The sequence below is a fragment of the Pseudomonas abietaniphila genome (assembly GCF_039697315.1).
Classification (GTDB): Bacteria; Pseudomonadota; Gammaproteobacteria; order Pseudomonadales; family Pseudomonadaceae; genus Aquipseudomonas; species Aquipseudomonas abietaniphila_B.
In genome coordinates this window covers 3,379,194-3,395,146 of the sequence record NZ_CP155619.1, presented here as the reverse complement: position 1 = coordinate 3,395,146, position 15,953 = coordinate 3,379,194, and the positions used below count along the sequence as shown (strand labels likewise).

The 15,953-nt window shown below is 58.1% G+C and carries 14 protein-coding genes; 8 read left to right on the top strand and 6 right to left on the bottom strand.

Annotated features, from left to right (window positions below; all coding sequences use genetic code 11):
* Both ABDX87_RS15140 and ABDX87_RS15135 read left to right on the top strand, forming a co-directional pair.
* Window positions 1-2,331 (top strand): FdhF/YdeP family oxidoreductase, encoded by a 2,331-nt coding sequence (locus ABDX87_RS15140; protein ID WP_346833524.1) that lies wholly within the window; start codon window positions 1-3, stop codon window positions 2,329-2,331.
* 376 nt (window positions 2,332-2,707) lie between these two features.
* On the top strand, window positions 2,708-3,181 hold the full coding sequence (locus tag ABDX87_RS15135) for a glycine zipper domain-containing protein (RefSeq protein ID WP_346828614.1): 474 nt from the start codon (window positions 2,708-2,710) through the stop codon (window positions 3,179-3,181).
* Window positions 3,182-3,241: 60 nt separating this feature from the next.
* Here the strand turns inward: ABDX87_RS15135 and ABDX87_RS15130 are convergent, their stop codons facing one another.
* Window positions 3,242-3,673: an acyl-CoA thioesterase gene (locus ABDX87_RS15130; RefSeq protein WP_346828613.1), complete on the bottom strand. Its 432-nt coding sequence runs from the start codon at window positions 3,671-3,673 to the stop codon at window positions 3,242-3,244.
* A gap of 47 nt (window positions 3,674-3,720) precedes the next feature.
* Window positions 3,721-5,649 (bottom strand): RecQ family ATP-dependent DNA helicase, encoded by a 1,929-nt coding sequence (locus ABDX87_RS15125; protein WP_346828612.1) that lies wholly within the window; start codon window positions 5,647-5,649, stop codon window positions 3,721-3,723.
* A 243-nt stretch (window positions 5,650-5,892) separates the two neighbouring features.
* Here ABDX87_RS15125 and ABDX87_RS15120 point away from each other — a divergent pair, with 243 nt between their 5' ends.
* The 3 genes from ABDX87_RS15120 (at window position 5,893) to ABDX87_RS15110 (ending at window position 8,905) form a co-directional block, all read left to right on the top strand.
* Window positions 5,893-6,705: a hypothetical protein gene (locus tag ABDX87_RS15120; RefSeq protein WP_346828611.1), complete on the top strand. Its 813-nt coding sequence runs from the start codon at window positions 5,893-5,895 to the stop codon at window positions 6,703-6,705.
* A gap of 118 nt (window positions 6,706-6,823) precedes the next feature.
* Complete coding sequence (locus ABDX87_RS15115; protein ID WP_346828610.1) at window positions 6,824-7,957, top strand: hypothetical protein; 1,134 nt, start codon at window positions 6,824-6,826, stop codon at window positions 7,955-7,957.
* 231 nt (window positions 7,958-8,188) lie between these two features.
* The gene (locus ABDX87_RS15110) at window positions 8,189-8,905 is read left to right on the top strand and encodes a hypothetical protein (RefSeq protein ID WP_346828609.1); all 717 of its coding nucleotides are present in this window, start codon (window positions 8,189-8,191) and stop codon (window positions 8,903-8,905) included.
* Between the two features lie 444 nt (window positions 8,906-9,349).
* On the opposite strand, the gene ABDX87_RS15105 is transcribed toward ABDX87_RS15110, so the two are convergent.
* Both ABDX87_RS15105 and hslO read right to left on the bottom strand, forming a co-directional pair.
* Window positions 9,350-10,891, bottom strand: a complete 1,542-nt coding sequence (locus ABDX87_RS15105; RefSeq protein WP_346828608.1) for a phosphoenolpyruvate carboxykinase — start codon at window positions 10,889-10,891, stop codon at window positions 9,350-9,352.
* 203 nt (window positions 10,892-11,094) lie between these two features.
* Window positions 11,095-11,997, bottom strand: coding sequence for an Hsp33 family molecular chaperone HslO (gene hslO, locus ABDX87_RS15100; protein ID WP_346828607.1), 903 nt, complete (start codon window positions 11,995-11,997; stop codon window positions 11,095-11,097).
* Window positions 11,998-12,096: 99 nt separating this feature from the next.
* Between hslO and ABDX87_RS15095 the strand changes: the two genes are divergently transcribed.
* Entirely contained in the window at window positions 12,097-12,906 is an 810-nt protein-coding gene (locus ABDX87_RS15095; RefSeq protein WP_346828606.1) for a phosphatase PAP2 family protein, read from the top strand.
* 88 nt (window positions 12,907-12,994) lie between these two features.
* Here ABDX87_RS15095 and ABDX87_RS15090 read toward each other — a convergent pair whose 3' ends face one another.
* Window positions 12,995-13,396, bottom strand: a complete 402-nt coding sequence (locus ABDX87_RS15090; RefSeq protein ID WP_074757926.1) for an RNA-binding S4 domain-containing protein — start codon at window positions 13,394-13,396, stop codon at window positions 12,995-12,997.
* A 384-nt stretch (window positions 13,397-13,780) separates the two neighbouring features.
* Here ABDX87_RS15090 and ABDX87_RS15085 point away from each other — a divergent pair, with 384 nt between their 5' ends.
* Both ABDX87_RS15085 and rimK read left to right on the top strand, forming a co-directional pair.
* Entirely contained in the window at window positions 13,781-14,203 is a 423-nt protein-coding gene (locus ABDX87_RS15085) for an ATP-dependent zinc protease family protein (RefSeq protein WP_431061258.1), read from the top strand.
* Window positions 14,200-15,105 carry a 30S ribosomal protein S6--L-glutamate ligase gene (gene rimK, locus ABDX87_RS15080; protein ID WP_074757922.1) on the top strand — a complete coding sequence of 302 codons (906 nt, stop codon included), beginning with the start codon at window positions 14,200-14,202 and terminating at the stop codon, window positions 15,103-15,105. Before ABDX87_RS15085 ends, rimK begins: the two co-directional genes overlap by 4 nt.
* 186 nt (window positions 15,106-15,291) lie before the next feature.
* On the opposite strand, the gene ABDX87_RS15075 is transcribed toward rimK, so the two are convergent.
* On the bottom strand, window positions 15,292-15,822 hold the full coding sequence (locus tag ABDX87_RS15075; RefSeq protein WP_346828605.1) for a hypothetical protein: 531 nt from the start codon (window positions 15,820-15,822) through the stop codon (window positions 15,292-15,294).
* Window positions 15,823-15,953: the final 131 nt, after the last annotated feature.

Genomic DNA, 15,953 nt, shown 5'->3' with positions numbered 1-15,953 from the left:
ATGCACAAACAAGCCGACAAGACCCCTGTTCCGCGTTACAAGCCCTACAAGGGCCCGGCCGGTGGATGGGGCGCGCTGATCAGCGTTACACAAGCCTGGCTGACCAGTGACAACGCACTGAAAAACCTGCGCATGATGCTCAAGACCAACCAGAACGGCGGCTTCGACTGCCCCGGTTGCGCCTGGGGGGACTCGCCGGAAAGCGGCATGGTCAAGTTCTGCGAAAACGGCGCCAAGGCGGTCAACTGGGAAGCCACCAAGCGCCGCGTCGATCCGTCGTTCTTTGCCCGCTACAGTGTCAGCTCGCTGCTGGAACAAAGTGACTACTGGCTGGAATACCAGGGCCGTCTGACTGAACCGATGGTGTACGACGCCGAGTCCGATCGCTACAAGCCGATCGCGTGGGACGATGCGTTCGCGCTGATCGCCAAACACCTCAACAACCTGCCAAGCCCGAACATGGCCGAGTTCTATACCTCGGGTCGGGCAAGCAACGAAGCCGCCTACCTGTACCAGTTGTTCGTGCGCGCCTATGGCACCAACAATTTCCCCGACTGCTCGAACATGTGCCACGAAGCCAGCGGCGTTGCCCTGTCGCAAAGCGTGGGCGTCGGCAAAGGCACCGTGACCTTCGACGACTTCGAACATGCCGACGCGATTTTCGTGCTGGGTCAGAACCCGGGCACCAACCACCCGCGCATGCTAGAACCCCTGCGTGAAGCCGTTCAACGCGGCGCCCAAGTGGTGTGCGTCAACCCGCTCAAAGAGCGCGGGCTGGAACGCTTCCAGCACCCGCAGCATCCGCTGGAAATGCTCAGTAACGGTTCCGAACCGACCAACACCGCCTACTTCCGCCCTGCGTTAGGCGGCGACATGGCGCTGCTGCGCGGCATGGCCAAGTTCCTGCTGCAATGGGAGCGAGAGGCTCAAGCCAATAATGCACCCGCGGTGTTCGATCACGCTTTCCTCAACGAGCACACCGACGGCGTGCTGGACTACCTGGCTGTTGTCGATGACACCTCCTGGGAATTCATCGTCGAGCAATCCGGCTTGCCGCTGGCGGACATCGAGCGCTCTGCGCGCATGTACGCCAAAGGCAAGAACGTGATCATGTGCTGGGCGATGGGCATCACTCAACATCGTCACTCGGTGCCAACCATTCAGGAAGTCGCCAACCTGATGCTGCTGCGCGGCAATATCGGCAGGCCGGGCGCCGGTTTGTGCCCGGTGCGTGGCCACAGCAACGTGCAGGGCGACCGCACCATGGGCATCAACGAGCGCCCACCGGCGTTCTTCCTCGATGCCCTGGAAAAACGTTTCCAGTTCAAAGTGCCACGCGACAACGGCCACAACGTGGTCGAAGCGATTCACGCGATGCTCGAAGGTCGTTCGAAAGTCTTCATCGGCCTGGGCGGCAACTTTGCGCAAGCCACACCGGACAGCCCACGCACGTTCGAAGCGCTGCGCAACTGCGACCTGACCGTGCAAATCAGCACCAAGCTAAACCGCAGCCATCTGACCCACGGCAAGGAAGCGTTGATCCTGCCGTGCTTCGGTCGCACCGACATCGATATCCAGGCTGACGGCCCGCAAGCAGTGACCGTGGAAGACTCCTTCAGCATGGTTCACGCGTCCAACGGCCAGCTCAAGCCGCTGTCGCGCCACATGCGCTCGGAGCCTGCGATCCTGGCCGGTATCGCCAACGCCACACTGGGCAAGCAGCCGGTGGACTGGCTGTGGCTGGTGGAAGATTACAGCCGCATCCGCGACCTGATCGCCGACACCATCCCGGCGTTCAAGGACTTCAACGAGAAGATCAAGAACCCGGGCGGTTTCTATCTGGGGAACTCCGCAGGTTCGCGCAAGTGGAACACGCCGAGTGCGCGCGCCAACTTCAAGTCGAATGTGCTGCCGAGCGATCTGGTCCACGAAAGCATCCGCGGGACGGGCATCGTGCCGGATTTGATCATGCAATCCATGCGGTCCCACGATCAGTACAACACCACCATTTATGGGCTGGACGACCGTTATCGCGGCGTAAAAGGCCAGCGCGACGTGATGTTCCTCAACGAGGCCGACATCATCCGTCTGGGCTTCGTCCCTGGCCAGAAAGCGGACATCGTTTCGATTTGGGGCGACGACATCGAGCGCCGGGTTAAAGGCTTCACGTTGCTGCCTTTCGACATTCCAGCCGGCCAGGCGGCGGCTTACTACCCGGAGGTCAACCCGTTGGTGCCACTGGAAAGCGTGGGCGACGGCAGCCACACACCGACGTCGAAATTCGTGGCGATCAAGCTGGAGCGGCATAGCGAAACGGCACGAATTGTCTAATCCCTTGTAGGAGCGCGCCTGGTCTGGGCCGCACTCGGACGAAGCTGTTTGTCAGTCGCCGCGACGGGTAAAGACAAATCGCAATCGTCCGACTGCGGCCCAGAGCAAGCTCACTCCTAAACTCACAGCGTCGTATTCCCAGCCAATTGAGTGAAACGCCCTACAAGCCGATCATTCATTCGCCCACAAAAAAGGCCCGAATCGCATGATTCGGGCCTGTGTGAAGTAGTCTATGACTCAATGTTTCAGCTTAAGTTCCCGCCTAAAAACAATCACTTAGTGATTTGTATACAAGTCGTGTTATTCGTCGGATTTCGATTGTGACATTTTCTTCATGATTGCAGGATCGCGTCGTCATCCCTACGAGCATCCATACATGAAGTATTCCTCGATTCTGTTGTTGTCCCTCTCCCTGGCCACTGGTTTCGCCTCCGCTGGCGACAACGTGACGGCCGGTGTGGGCGGCGCATTGGGTGGGGTACTGGGTTCGGTTGTTGGCCAGCAGATTGGCGGCAGCACCGGATCCGCAATTGGCGCGGGCCTTGGTGGCGCAGCCGGCGGTGCCGTCGGTGCAAACCGTCACAACCGTACCGAAGCGGCCATTGGCGGTGGCCTTGGCGCAGCAGGCGGTAACGTCATCGGCCGCAGCGTCGGTGGCAGCACCGGCAGCCTGATCGGCGCAGCAGCGGGCGGTGGAGCCGGCGGCGCACTGGGCAACTACATGGGCGAGCAAAGCCGCCATGACGACGATTACCGTCGTGGCTACCGTGGCGACCGCCGTGACTACCGCCATGGCCATGGCCCCCGTCATCACGATCACGGCCGTCATCGCGGCTGGCGTCATCGCTGACAGTCAGCGCAACGCACGTAACACCTTCACACCGGCCGCTTATCTGCGGCCGGTGTCGTTTCAGACGACCAATTGCTCCATCGCCTCACGCAACCCGGCAGGAATCGCCACCGGCTGATTCGACGCTCGATCCACGAATACATGAACGAAACGCCCTGCCGCACACGCTTCATCCTCGCCTGCCTTGAAGACAGCCAGCTCGTATTGCACCGAACTGTTGCCCAGCTTGCCCACGCGTAAACCTACCTCGATCAGGTCCGGATACGCGATCGACGCAAAGTAGTCGCAGGACGAACTGACCACAAACCCGACCACCTCCCCGTCGTGTATATCCAGCCCGCCGCGCTCGATCAGATAACCGTTCACCGCGCTGTCGAAAAAGCTGTAGTAGGTGACGTTATTCACGTGCCCGTAAATGTCGTTGTCATGCCAGCGGGTGGTGATGGGCTGGAAATGGCGATAGTCGGCACGTTGCGGGGTCGGTTGAGACATTCAGTCTTTCCTCTGCTGTCAATGAATTCGGTGGAAACGGCAAACAGTCATGAGTGACTGAGCACCCAATCCCGCACCGAGGCGTAGGGGTAGTCCTCAAGCACGGCAAACCCGGCGATGCTTCTTGCCTTGAGCTTGGTGAACAGCGGCACGCTGATGCCGCAGAGAAACCGCGTCACGCATTCAGCGCTGGGATCATGACCTCGCGCCTCGCGATGCCGCCCGACGAAATCGCTACATAGCGCTTCGAAGCTTTGCTGCTCCAGGGGCAGCAGGGCCGGAGGCTCGGGCAGGCGAGCCACCTGACCGGCACACACCGAACAATGCCCGCAGCGCTCGGGCGCCCGGGCGTCGCCGAAATATTGCGCCAGACGATGGCTCAAACACTGCTCACTGGCAAACAGATCCAGCATGGCGTGGATGCGCGCGACTTCGGTCGTTTCGTGGTGCAGGAAATAATCATGCAGCTCCTCGCTCAGCGCCTTTGCATCGAAGTCACTCACCAACAGGCTGTACACCTCCGTCATCTGCTTGCTTTCAAGCTCGATCCAGCCCTTCTCCTGAAAGAAATCCAGCGCCGTGACAACCCGTGAGCGCTCCGCTTGATACTGCTGATACATCGCGTCGAAATTAACGGTGGCCCACGTGCGTGCGCGACTGGAGGTTTCGACCAAGGCTTGCACGAACTGCTGCCGTTCACCCTGGAAACGTGCCACGAGTTCGTGCGGTTCGATCAGGTACTTGAACCGGTATTCGGCGAAGTAGGCATAACGCGGCGCAATGATCCCTCGCAGCTCCAGTTGCACCAGAAGGGTCTTGAGCGGCAACTGGCGAATGTTGCTCATCTCCGAGAGCGGCAACAGCAAAAACTCCCACTGCCCGTCGTTACGCGCATTGAGCAAGTCGTCCAGCACCCGAGCAATACCTTCGCGCTCAGGCGTGTCCCCGTACACAAAGTTCTCCAGGACATTCAGGCTGTCGCGGTTGGCCAGCACCAGGCACTCCGAGACGGCACCATCGCGCCCCGCCCGACCGATCTCCTGACTGTAGTTCTCAATGGATTTGGGCAGGTCGAAATGCACGACGTTGCGAATATCGCTCTTGTCGATGCCCATGCCGAACGCGATGGTGGCAACGATGCAATTCAGCCGCCCGTCCATGAACTGCCGTTGAATGGACTCACGCTTATCGTGGGGCAGTCCGGCGTGATAGGCATGCGCCGGAATGCCATTTTGCGCCAGATGAGCGGCGACGAATTCCGCTGTCTTTTGCAGCGTGACGTAGACGATGCTCGGCTGTCCGGCGCGTTCGCCAAGCCATTGCACCAGACGACGACGCTTGTCGCGGCCAGGCGTCGGCTCGACGCGTAAGGTCAGATTGGCTCGATAGAAGCCAGTCGTCACCACATCGTCGGGGGCAATGGCGAATTTGCTTTGCATATCGTCGATGACGTGTGGCGTGGCGGTAGCGGTCAGCAGCAACGCCTGGGGGATCTTGAACTCGCGCTGGTAGTCCGGAAGCTTGAGGTAGTCGGGCCGGAAGTTATGGCCCCACTCCGAAATGCAGTGCGCCTCATCGACCACCAGCAACGAGATCGGCACTTGCGCGATGAAGTGCCTGAAGCGCTCGTTCTTCAGGCGCTCGACCGAGATCATGAGGATTTTGAGCTCGCCTGATCGTGCACGCGACATGACGTCTGCGACCTCATCGCGACTCTGCGCCGAATCGATACTCGCGGCCGCAATGCCATGACGCTGCAAGAAAGCCAACTGATCCTGAATCAGCGCCAGCAGCGGCGACACCACGAGGGTCAGGTGCGGCAGCAGCAACGCAGGCAACTGATAACACAGCGACTTGCCCGAGCCCGTGGGGAAGATCGCAGCCGCAGAACGCCCCGCCAACACCGCACTGATCGCGGCCTCTTGTCCGGCACGAAACTGCCGATAACCGAAAACCTGCTCAAGGGTTTGATGCATAGCTGCCACTCCATGGACCGTCGCAAAGGTAAGCCACCTTAACGCGGTGGGTTTGGGCGCTGTACACCGAAACCGTTACAGAAATGCCAAACAGGATACAGACCCGATACGGCATTGATACGTTGTACTAGCAAAACAACATCGCGGCGTTTAACCTCGCCGCCACACACGTTACGTTTTATGTCGCCCGTTCGCACAGGTCCAGAGAACTGCCAGAAACGCGCGACATGCCAAGGAGAGGCAATGCAGCCCACCCCACCGCCAAAGGACGACGGGCTCACCGTCATACAGCGTCTGACACCCGACCAGTTCGATGTCGTGCTCGGATCCCACCCAGCAAAACGAAAAGTCGCACCCGCAAAGACCAGTTGGCCTCTCAGCAGCATTCTCATTTGTCTGGCATTGCTGGGAGCGATTATCTATCTCGTCATCCAGATGTTTCACACGCAGAAACCACCGAAAGTGGTCATGGCGCCAACGCCGTCTGCCGAACTCCAGGAAGCGCCGGCATCGGTCACACCGACAGCGGAGTTACGCACAACCGAGCAAGTCGTCTATGTCGCGCCCAAACTTGAACCGGCGCAACCCGCAACCACCCAACCACTGGATAACTGTCTGAAAGACGGCAATGTGATTGATCGCGACGTCATCAACTGCCGCTTTGGCGACGCACAGCCGACGGACTATAACGCTCCGCGCCCTCAAGGCATGGTGTCCGACCGCTACATGGCGCAGTACAAATCTTCCGCGGCCAAACCGAAAGCCGATACTGGCCGCCATTACGAAGTCGCGGGGGTGTTCATCCGCGAAATAGACGGCCGCAACCGCTATGAAGCGCGCTATCGCATTTACAACAACCACATCGACAACAGCAGCGTGTGCATGAACTTCAAAAGCGACAGCGTTGAATACCGCGAATGCCGCCGCGCCGCTACGCCGTTTTTAAAAGATATGTGCAGTGACTGGACCAAACGCGTTGCCAAGGACAAGGACGAGAAAAACAAGTTGGCGCAGGAACAGTATTGCGAGGCGGCGCGGACATATCAGGCAAACTAATAAAATACGGTAAGCGGACAGATCAACGCGGCTCAACATCAGGTAACACAGTACAGCCACAAACGCTCTGTTAATTAAACTAACCTCATGATTCCTAAACACACATGAGGTTAGAAACATGGCGGTATTTACTATTTTCTTTTGTGGAACAGGCTCCACAAAATATGACTCGATTCACGACAACTACTGGAACGGCGAACTGATTTCCACACTGGCCAATAACATGGGTAGTCGGGAATTCGCCGACTGGATCGTGGTGAACGGTCCCGGCAGCGGCAACTTGCAGGCTGACGAACTGTTCACCGAGCCCAAGAGCTACGGCTGGACAGGAACGGCCTTCGGTAAAGGCTGGCATGAAAATGTGCAACATGCGGTCAATATCGTGAAAGGGAAATTTGACTGGCAGCGGACCAAGCTCACTGAAGCGGAATATGTTCGGTTGAAAAACGCGGGTTTACCGATTCATAAGGTCGAAGAGACCGACTCCTGGCTGTGGCGACACTATGACTTTGGCAACCGCAAAGTCAGCCAGCAGCAATTGCAAGAACAAATCATCAAGACCCACCGCAAAGGCGGGATCATCCCGACTCAGATCAACCTGGTGGGCTGGAGCCGGGGCGGCGTCAGCTGCCATATGCTGGCCAATGCATTGCTGGCCGATCCCGTGCTCCGGAAGATTCCCGTTAACATTTTCGTGGTAGATCCTGTTCCGGGTCCTTTGAACACGCAGCTCGAAAAGATTTCGTTAAGCAGCAATGTGAAACAGTACGTCGCTTTTTATGCGCGCGATGAACGCTCCAAGGGATTTGCCTGCGTGATTCCGAAAACGGTCGCCTCCACTCAAGTGAGTATCTTCCCCATGGCGGGAAGGCACGCCACGCTGGTGGGCAATGCGTCGTTGAGCGGCGCGTCGGGCCCTGGTGCGCTGAACGAGCCTGGCAAGCTGGTCAGGCACTATGCAGAAGTTTGCCTCACTCGATGGGGCACAAAACTGACGAAGACGATGAATCTGTCAGCAGTGGATGTCAGCAATCTTCACCAGAGCATCGTCATGCACGACAGCGACTTTGTGAAAATGCGCAGTCAATCTTATACAGGGCTGACGGAACACACGGCCAATGAACGCTCTGTCATCCATAACGGTAAAAGCGTTGCATTTGGAAAAGTCACCGGCCTGCCTCTTAATCCGAAAGAGGGATTGGCCGCCGCACTTGCGAAAGGCAACGACGCCTACAACGTTATTCTGAAGTAACACGTTTCACCGTTAACGACTGTACATAAACGTTTAACGAGTCATGCGTTGAGGTCGGTCTGTTCAAGCCATCGAACATGGTCCGCCGCGCCCCCGTTTCCAGAGAAAACCGCCCAGTCATCGGGCGGTTTTTTCATTGTTTATTCCGCGACCATTGACCCACTGGCTGATTCCGCGGTCATACCTTCCGCCAAGCAGAGGCCTTCACGCCGATCACTTCAGGAAAACGTCATGACCCGCCAACATTACCTACCGCTATTGCTGACCGCATTCATTGCCGCACTCGCTGGCTGCGGCGACAAGGAAGCCCCCAAGACTAGCAGCGCCTCGGCCGACGCTCGGGGCTTGTCGAAGTCGATGACGGTGGATGTCAGCGGGGCGTTGAACCTGCATTACGAAGCCAAAGGCGATGCGGTCGGTGTGGGTTTCTTGCCCGGCAAGCTGCCTGGCGCGAACTGGCTGACCCTGAGCGCGGATCAGGAGGCCGAAGGCGATCGCAACGAAGTCAGCATAGGCCCGATCCTGGGTTTCTCGTTCGATAATCCCGATCAGGAAAAGCAGGCCATCATGTTCCAGGGCGGTCGCGTGGAAGTCGCCCACGATGAAAACAGCGCTTCTTATGATACCGGCTCGTACTACCAATACTTCGACACCGACAAAGGCGGCGCCAACAGCAACGTCAAACTCGACTTCAGCAAAATCGAAAAACTGACCTCCAGCAACAAGCTGCTGGATCGCTACCGCCTCGTTGGCACCTTCCAGTTCAACGCCGCCCTTTCCCCGGAACAGCCCACCGACGAGTGCACCAGAGAAGCCGCGGCCTACGCCGCCGAGCACGGCGAGCGCCACCCTGGCTTCGATGCAAAACTGTGCAACGCCAAGAGCGTCGTCGCCAAAGGCAGCTTCGACATCACCCAGGATTTTCCGGTGACGAACAAAGCGGGGTGACATTGCCCCACCGCATCGTCCGAAGCGCGGCCCATACGCTCGTAACTTCGGACGTTTCCCACAGGGACTTCGGCGTTCCTGGGATTTGAGGCAGCCATCAGACCTGTGGGGGCGAGCTTGCTGGCGAATGCGGGGGTCAGCGGCCTCATCGGTGAATGACACACCGCGTTCGCGGCCCTCGTAACCTCGGACTGCTCCTACAGGGATTGCGGCGTTGTGGGGGTTAGTGGCAGACCTCAATTTGTGCGAACCGGCTTGCTGGCGAATGCACTCGTTCACGCAACATCGCTCTCACTGACCCACCGCATCGCAGTTCTCATAACCTCCGAAAGCGCCCACGCCCGCTGGGCAGAAGCGCACATCCGCATCACGCCATCACATATCGAAACGCGAACATAAAAAAACCGCCCCGAGGGGCGGTTTTTTATTCAGCAGAATCCACGCTTACAGCTTGGGACCGGCTGCCTTGATCGCGTCGCTCACGTCGAACTTCTTGAAGTTCTCGATGAACAGACTGGCCAGCGCTTTGGCGGCTTCGTCGTACGCTGCTTTGTCAGCCCAGGTATTGCGCGGGTTGAGCAGTGCGGTGTCGACGCCTGGAACCGACTTCGGTACGTTCAGGTTGACGGTGTCCAGGTGCTCGGTTTCTGCACCGATCAGCGCGCCGCTCTGGATGGCTGCAATAACGCCACGCGTGGTCGGGATGTTGAAGCGCTTGCCGACGCCGTAGCCGCCGCCGGTCCAGCCGGTGTTGACCAGGTAGACCTTGGAGCCGAAGCCGCGGATACGCTTGATCAGCAGCTCGGCGTATTCGCCAGCCGGACGCGGGAAGAACGGCGCGCCGAAGCAGGTGGAGAAGGTCGACTTGATGCCAGCGCCCGAGCCCATTTCGGTCGAACCGACCAGCGCGGTGTAACCCGACAGGAAGTGGTAAGCCGCTTGTTCTTCGCTGAGGATCGACACTGGCGGCAGAACGCCGGTCAGGTCGCAGGTCAGGAAGATCACAGCGTTTGGCTCGCCGCCCAGGTTCTTCTCGGAGCGTTTTTCAACGTGCTCCAGCGGGTAGGCCGCGCGGCTGTTCTGGGTCAGGCTGCCGTCTGCGTAGTCGGCGTGGCCGTTGGCGTCCAGGACGACGTTTTCCAGCACGGCGCCGTGCTTGATGGCTTTCCAGATGACAGGCTCGTTCTTCTCGGAGAGGTCGATGCACTTGGCATAGCAACCGCCTTCGATGTTGAACACAACGCCTTCGCCCCAGCCGTGCTCGTCGTCACCGATCAGGTAACGGCTCTCGTCTGCAGACAGGGTGGTTTTACCCGTGCCGGACAGACCGAAGAACAGGGTCACATCGCCCTCTTCACCGATGTTGGCAGCGCAGTGCATTGGCAGCACATCTGCGGCAGGGAGCAGGAAGTTCTGCACCGAGAACATCGCTTTCTTCATCTCGCCGGCGTAACGCATGCCTGCGATCAGCACTTTTTTCTGTGCGAAGTTGAGGATGACGCAACCGTCGGAGTTGGTGCCGTCACGCTCTGGAACGCATTCGAAGTTGGCGACGTTCAGAACCTGCCATTCCTGGCGACCAGCAGGGTTGTACTGGGCCGGGTTAATGAACAGGCAACGACCGAACAGGTTTTGCCAGGCGGTCTGGGTGGTCATCTTGACGGCGAGGTAGTGATCCTCGGCAGCGCCTACGTGAACGTGGGAGACGAAGTGTTCCTGAGCGTTGTTGAATGCCTCGACACGCGCCCACAGGGCATCGAACTTGTCGGCAGGAAACTTGCGGTTGATCGGGCCCCAGGCGATAGCGTCCTGAGTGGATGGTTCTTCAACGATGAAGCGATCAACTGGCGAACGACCGGTGCGATGGCCAGTTTCCACGACGAGTGCGCCAGTATCGGACAGGACGCCTTCTTCGCGTTTGAGGGCTTCTTTAACCAGATCGTCGACACTGAGATCGGTGTGAACGGCGTTATTGGCTTGCGTCATGAGATTCCCCGTCGGCCCGCTGGCCGAGTGCTCCAAACGTTTTGTAGTAGAAAAACCCAAACTACTACAGCTGAAAAGTGGGCCGGATTATGCCAGAAAAGCCCAAAAAAGGTAGGGCCCTCCTGTCAGAACTACATAATGAAGAACGCGGCCCGCTGGGCGGAAACCATTCAGCCCGGTCCCGGCACTACATAAAAACTACATCAGTGACGGGTGTCCGACGGCGTATCGACTCCACCGCCTGCGAACAGCTGCGCTACATCGGTTGCGTCGAAAAGGTAGCGCTGGTTGCAGAACTGGCAATCGATCTCAACGGTGCCGTTGTGCTCGATCACCAACTGCTGTGCATCTTCCAGACCAAGACTGACCAGAGCGTTGGCCGAACGTTCGCGCGAGCAGCTGCAACGGAACACCAGCGGCTGGATATCGAACATGCGCACGGCATCTTCGTGGAACAGACGGTGCAGCACGGTTTCGTTGTTCAGGCTCAACAGCTCTTCGGCTGTCAGGGTGTCGACCAGCGTATTGGCGTGTTGCCAGCTGGCTTCGCGCTCTTCCGGGTCAGTGAGGCGAGCGGGTGGCAACTGTTGGAGCAGCAGGCCACGCGCGCGCTTGCCGTCGGCCTTAATCCAGAACCGTGTAGGCAATTGCTCGGACATCACGAAGTAGCTGGACAGGCAAGCCGACAGATCGACGCCGTCCAGGCCGACGATCCCCTGATAGCGTTTACCCTGACGCGGGTCTATGGTCATGGTCAGGTCGCCGTCAGGCATCAGCTCCTGGAGCGTGGCATCCGCAGTGATCAGGCTTTCGTTGTAACGGGCGATGCCACGAATCTCACGTTCACTGGAGCATTCCACCATCAACAGCGAAACTGGGCCCAGGGACCGTGCCTGCAAGACCAGCAGGCCGTCAAACTTCAGCGTACCGACCAGCAAGGCTGCCGCAGCGAGCATCTCGCCCAGCAATTCTGCCACCGGCTCCGGGTACGGGTGCTTGGCGAGCACTTCGGCGTAGCTGCGTTCCAGTGCCACGAGCTCACCGCGAACGTCGCTCTCGTCGAAGATGAAACGCTGGGTGTAATCGATATCCGGGAAATCATGCATAGAAAATAGGTATCTGAAGTAATGACAAGTTGATGACAAACGCCTATAAAACGCGGTTTAGCACCGCTTGGTGCATTGTCATGCCGATGGGGGCATTTTATGGACTATCCCGCGCTCTTCCAACCCAAGTGGAACGCCAAAAAATTCCTGCTGTGTAATCTCGTGGCGCTGGCGCTGCTGCTGGTGTGGATCTGGCCTACGGGTCATGCCCTTTTCACCCGATTCGACGAATGGTTTTTCCATCTGCTGAATCGGCCATTGCTGGAAAACAAAGTGTGGCTCTGGACCTGGACAGTTGCCAGTATGCGCCCCTTCGATATCGTGGTCGGCCTGATCCTGCTGATGCTGCTGATCAAAGGTGATTGGGTGTTCAAGACCGTTCAGACCCGTGCAGCCCTGATTGGCTTCGTGCTGACGCTGATCCTGCTGCTGATCATCCGTACGGTCTTTTCCAAAATCATCGATCACTCCTCGCTGCAGCATGACAGCGCGTCGGTGGTGATCCCTAACGCCATCAAACTCAGCGAAGTGTTCCCGACCCTCGAAGACAAATGGCAGCTCAAAGACCGATCCAGCCAGAGCTTCCCGGGCGACCATGCCTCGGTGTTGCTGATCTGGGCGATGTTCATGACTGTCTATAGCTGCTCAATCGGTCAACGCGTGATTATCTGGGCTCTCGCTTTGCTGTTCATGATGCCGCGCTTAGTGGCCGGCGCGCATTGGGGACAGGACGACTACATCGGCGGCGTGATGATCGCACTGCTGGCGTTGGGCTGGAGTTGCTACACGCCCTTTGCGGCGATCGCGACCCGGTTCCTGCTGCGCGTGACGGAACCGATCTTCAATCTGTTTGGCCGCCTACCGTTGATTCGTTGCCTGAGCATCATGAAACCTGGGGCTCGCGTTTAAGCTCGTAACGCTCAGCCAGCGCTTGTACTGTGGGAGTGAATTCACTCCCACAGTCCGTTCAGTCACCAGAAATGAGTTTGCCACCGGCTCAATCATCCCCGGAATGAAACTGGAACAATTGGCGGCGCTGCTTCTTGGTGGGTTTGCCATCGGTCGTGACGCCCAGGCTGCCCGCCTTGCGCATCTCGGCCGCCTGCTCGCGCTTGGCCAGGCTTTCCGGGGTTTCGCTGTAAAGCAGTTGAGCTTCCGGAGCCCCACGACGCACGATTGACAACGCCTTGACCACCACGGTGCGCTCATCGAACCCCGCCCGGATCTGAAACTCGTCGCCAACACGGGGCTCCTTGCCCGGTTTGCACCGTTCGCCCCGGCAATGCACCTTGCCGCTTTCGATTGCAGCTTTGGCCAGCGCACGCGTTTTGAAAAAACGCGCAGCCCACAGCCATTTGTCCAAGCGAACCTTGTCATCCTCATCCGACTTTTGTGTCATCTGAATTCCTCGATCTGGTGATAGTCAGAACTGTACTACGCAACGCCGAGCACGCAGTAATCTCAAGCCTTGGTTAGAATCCCCCGCTTGCAAGTGAGGGAATGCGTTCTGGTGTTCATCAGGCTATCGTTCCCGGGATTGTCACAATGTGGACCGAGTTGAGCGTTAGAGTCACCGGTCAGGCGTCGCGTACGCCTGTTAACGGGACCTTTTCGTCGACTGCGGAATTTTCTGATGCAGGACACGGGTTGTCAGCGCTGCATCCAAGGCATTGGCCCAGCTTGAATCTGGTGTCAGGCAGAACGCGCAACGTACGGAATCGCTTTGAAAACATTCGACCATCTCACTGTCATCGGCCTTCGCGAATGGGTGGCGCTGCCCAACTTGGGGGTTGCCGGTCTGCGCGCGAAGATCGACACCGGGGCCAGCACGTCCAGTCTGCACGCCACGGAAATCGAACCCTTCGAACGCGACGGCGAGAAATGGGTGCGCTTCAACGCGCATCTGGGCACGGTGGTGCAACTGCGCCATCGACGTTGCGAGGCTCAACTGGTGGCGATGAAAACCATCAAAAGCTCCAACGGTCACGCACAGGTGCGTTATGTGATTCGCACGACGCTGGCGCTGGGTGATCGCGTCTGGCCGGTGGAGTTCACGCTGGCGTGCCGCAAGGCCATGCGCTACCGATTGTTACTGGGTTCCAAAGCCCTGATTGACGGCCAGTTGGTGGTCAATCCGGGCATTACTTATGTTCAGGACAAGCCGGTGTTTCCGGCCTCTAATTCCTCTGCCACAGGTGTTGCATGAAGATCGCTGTGCTTTCGCGAAACCCGCGTCTGTATTCAACTCGTCGCCTGGTCGAAGCTGGTATTCAGCGTGGCCACGAGGTCGTGGTGATCGATACCCTGCGCGCCTATATGAACATTGCCAGTCATAAGCCGCAGATTCACTACCGAGGAAAACCCCTGGAAGGCTTTGACGCGGTCATCCCGCGGATCGGTGCTTCCGTGACCTTCTACGGTTGCGCCGTGTTGCGTCAGTTCGAAATGATGGGCGTGTTTCCGCTGAACGAATCCGTCGCCATCGCCCGCTCACGGGACAAACTGCGCTCGCTGCAGCTGCTGTCTCGGCGCGGTATCGGCTTGCCCGTGACCGGTTTCGCGCATTCTCCCGACGACATCCCGGACCTTATCCAGATGGTCAACGGTGCGCCGCTGGTGATCAAAGTGCTGGAAGGCACTCAGGGCATCGGCGTGGTGCTGTGCGAAACAGCAACCGCAGCGGAATCCGTGATCGAAGCCTTCATGGGCCTCAAGCAGGACATCATGGTTCAGGAGTACATCAAGGAAGCCGGTGGCGCAGATATTCGCTGCTTCGTGGTAGGGGACAAGGTCATCGCGTCGATGATGCGCCAGGCCAAACCCGGCGAGTTCCGCTCAAACCTGCACCGGGGCGGCACAGCCAGCCTGATCAAGATCACGCCGGAAGAACGCATGACCGCCATCCGTGCCGCCAAGGTCATGGGACTGAGCGTCGCGGGCGTGGACATCCTGCGCTCCAACCACGGCCCGCTGGTGATGGAGGTGAACTCCTCGCCAGGCCTGGAAGGCATCGAAACCACCACCGGCAAGGACGTGGCGGGGATGATCATTCAGTACATCGAGAAAAACGGTGGACCGCACATGACACGGACGAAGGGTAAGGGCTGATTCGTCAGATTGACGATATGGGCAACGCCTATTACCATGGACGCCATCGAAGCGACTGACCGGATGAGATTGAGCGCTTCCCATCGGCGAAAGCCGTAACCGCGCAAGGCGGTTCGTAAGTGGTGTCCGGATCTGCTTTACCGATTACGAAAAAGACGCCTGGAGCGTCTTTTTTCGTTTATGTCGCTAGCGTTTGGTCGTGATCGGTTGGCGTAAATAAATTTTGCTGCAAAGCAACATGAACCCCATGCGTCCAAAAACCTTTGGCGCTGCTTCAGTCTGGTGATAAGCGCTCTCCACGACAAGATTCAGGTCTTGCGGCCTATCACTCGCAGCACGCCTGACTTCAAAAAATACGTGATAGGGACCTTCCGGATTCTCGATCCGTATCGAGTAGACCCAGTTTCGCTGAGCAGCTGTTTGCCAAACCTTGACGTGCGGCTGATTGAGACTCGCAACCACTGCAGGTAACTCTAAAGACAACCTGTAGCGCGTCGCGCAGAAGAACCTGGCCCTTGCCCCGTGCCCAATCACCGCTTCACCTACAAGGTGATATTCCGGGACATAACCCCTGCTGAAGCAGTGATTGGAGTACGTGACATGGATGGTCAGGTCGCGTTTCGCCAGCTGACTGTGGAAAGAAAAACTGAACGGATCAAGGTGATCAAACGTGTAAGTCTGTGCATCTATGGTTAGCGCAGGGAAATAGGTTGCCAAAAACGGCTCCGTTTTAGCAAAGCTGTTTAAATTTCTTGCTGGCTCAATGAATTGAGAGCACTGGACAGCTCGCTGGGGACAAAGACTATTCGCGAAGGCGGCGGAATCTCTCCGTGCCTTCCCTCATGCGG

Bases quoted from the DNA above. Each gene is read 5' to 3' on its own strand.
- ABDX87_RS15095 (WP_346828606.1), top strand. From the start codon at position 12,097: ATGGACTATCCCGCGCTCTTCCAACCCAAGTGGAACGCCAAAAAATTC.
- ABDX87_RS15115 (WP_346828610.1), top strand. From the start codon at position 6,824: ATGGCGGTATTTACTATTTTCTTTTGTGGAACAGGCTCCACAAAATAT.
- ABDX87_RS15105 (WP_346828608.1), bottom strand. From the start codon at position 10,891: ATGACGCAAGCCAATAACGCCGTTCACACCGATCTCAGTGTCGACGAT.
- ABDX87_RS15130 (WP_346828613.1), bottom strand. From the start codon at position 3,673: ATGTCTCAACCGACCCCGCAACGTGCCGACTATCGCCATTTCCAGCCC.
- ABDX87_RS15140 (WP_346833524.1), top strand. From the start codon at position 1: ATGCACAAACAAGCCGACAAGACCCCTGTTCCGCGTTACAAGCCCTAC.
- ABDX87_RS15125 (WP_346828612.1), bottom strand. From the start codon at position 5,649: ATGCATCAAACCCTTGAGCAGGTTTTCGGTTATCGGCAGTTTCGTGCC.
- rimK (WP_074757922.1), top strand. From the start codon at position 14,200: ATGAAGATCGCTGTGCTTTCGCGAAACCCGCGTCTGTATTCAACTCGT.
- ABDX87_RS15110 (WP_346828609.1), top strand. From the start codon at position 8,189: ATGACCCGCCAACATTACCTACCGCTATTGCTGACCGCATTCATTGCC.
- ABDX87_RS15135 (WP_346828614.1), top strand. From the start codon at position 2,708: ATGAAGTATTCCTCGATTCTGTTGTTGTCCCTCTCCCTGGCCACTGGT.
- ABDX87_RS15120 (WP_346828611.1), top strand. From the start codon at position 5,893: ATGCAGCCCACCCCACCGCCAAAGGACGACGGGCTCACCGTCATACAG.
- ABDX87_RS15090 (WP_074757926.1), bottom strand. From the start codon at position 13,396: ATGACACAAAAGTCGGATGAGGATGACAAGGTTCGCTTGGACAAATGG.
- hslO (WP_346828607.1), bottom strand. From the start codon at position 11,997: ATGCATGATTTCCCGGATATCGATTACACCCAGCGTTTCATCTTCGAC.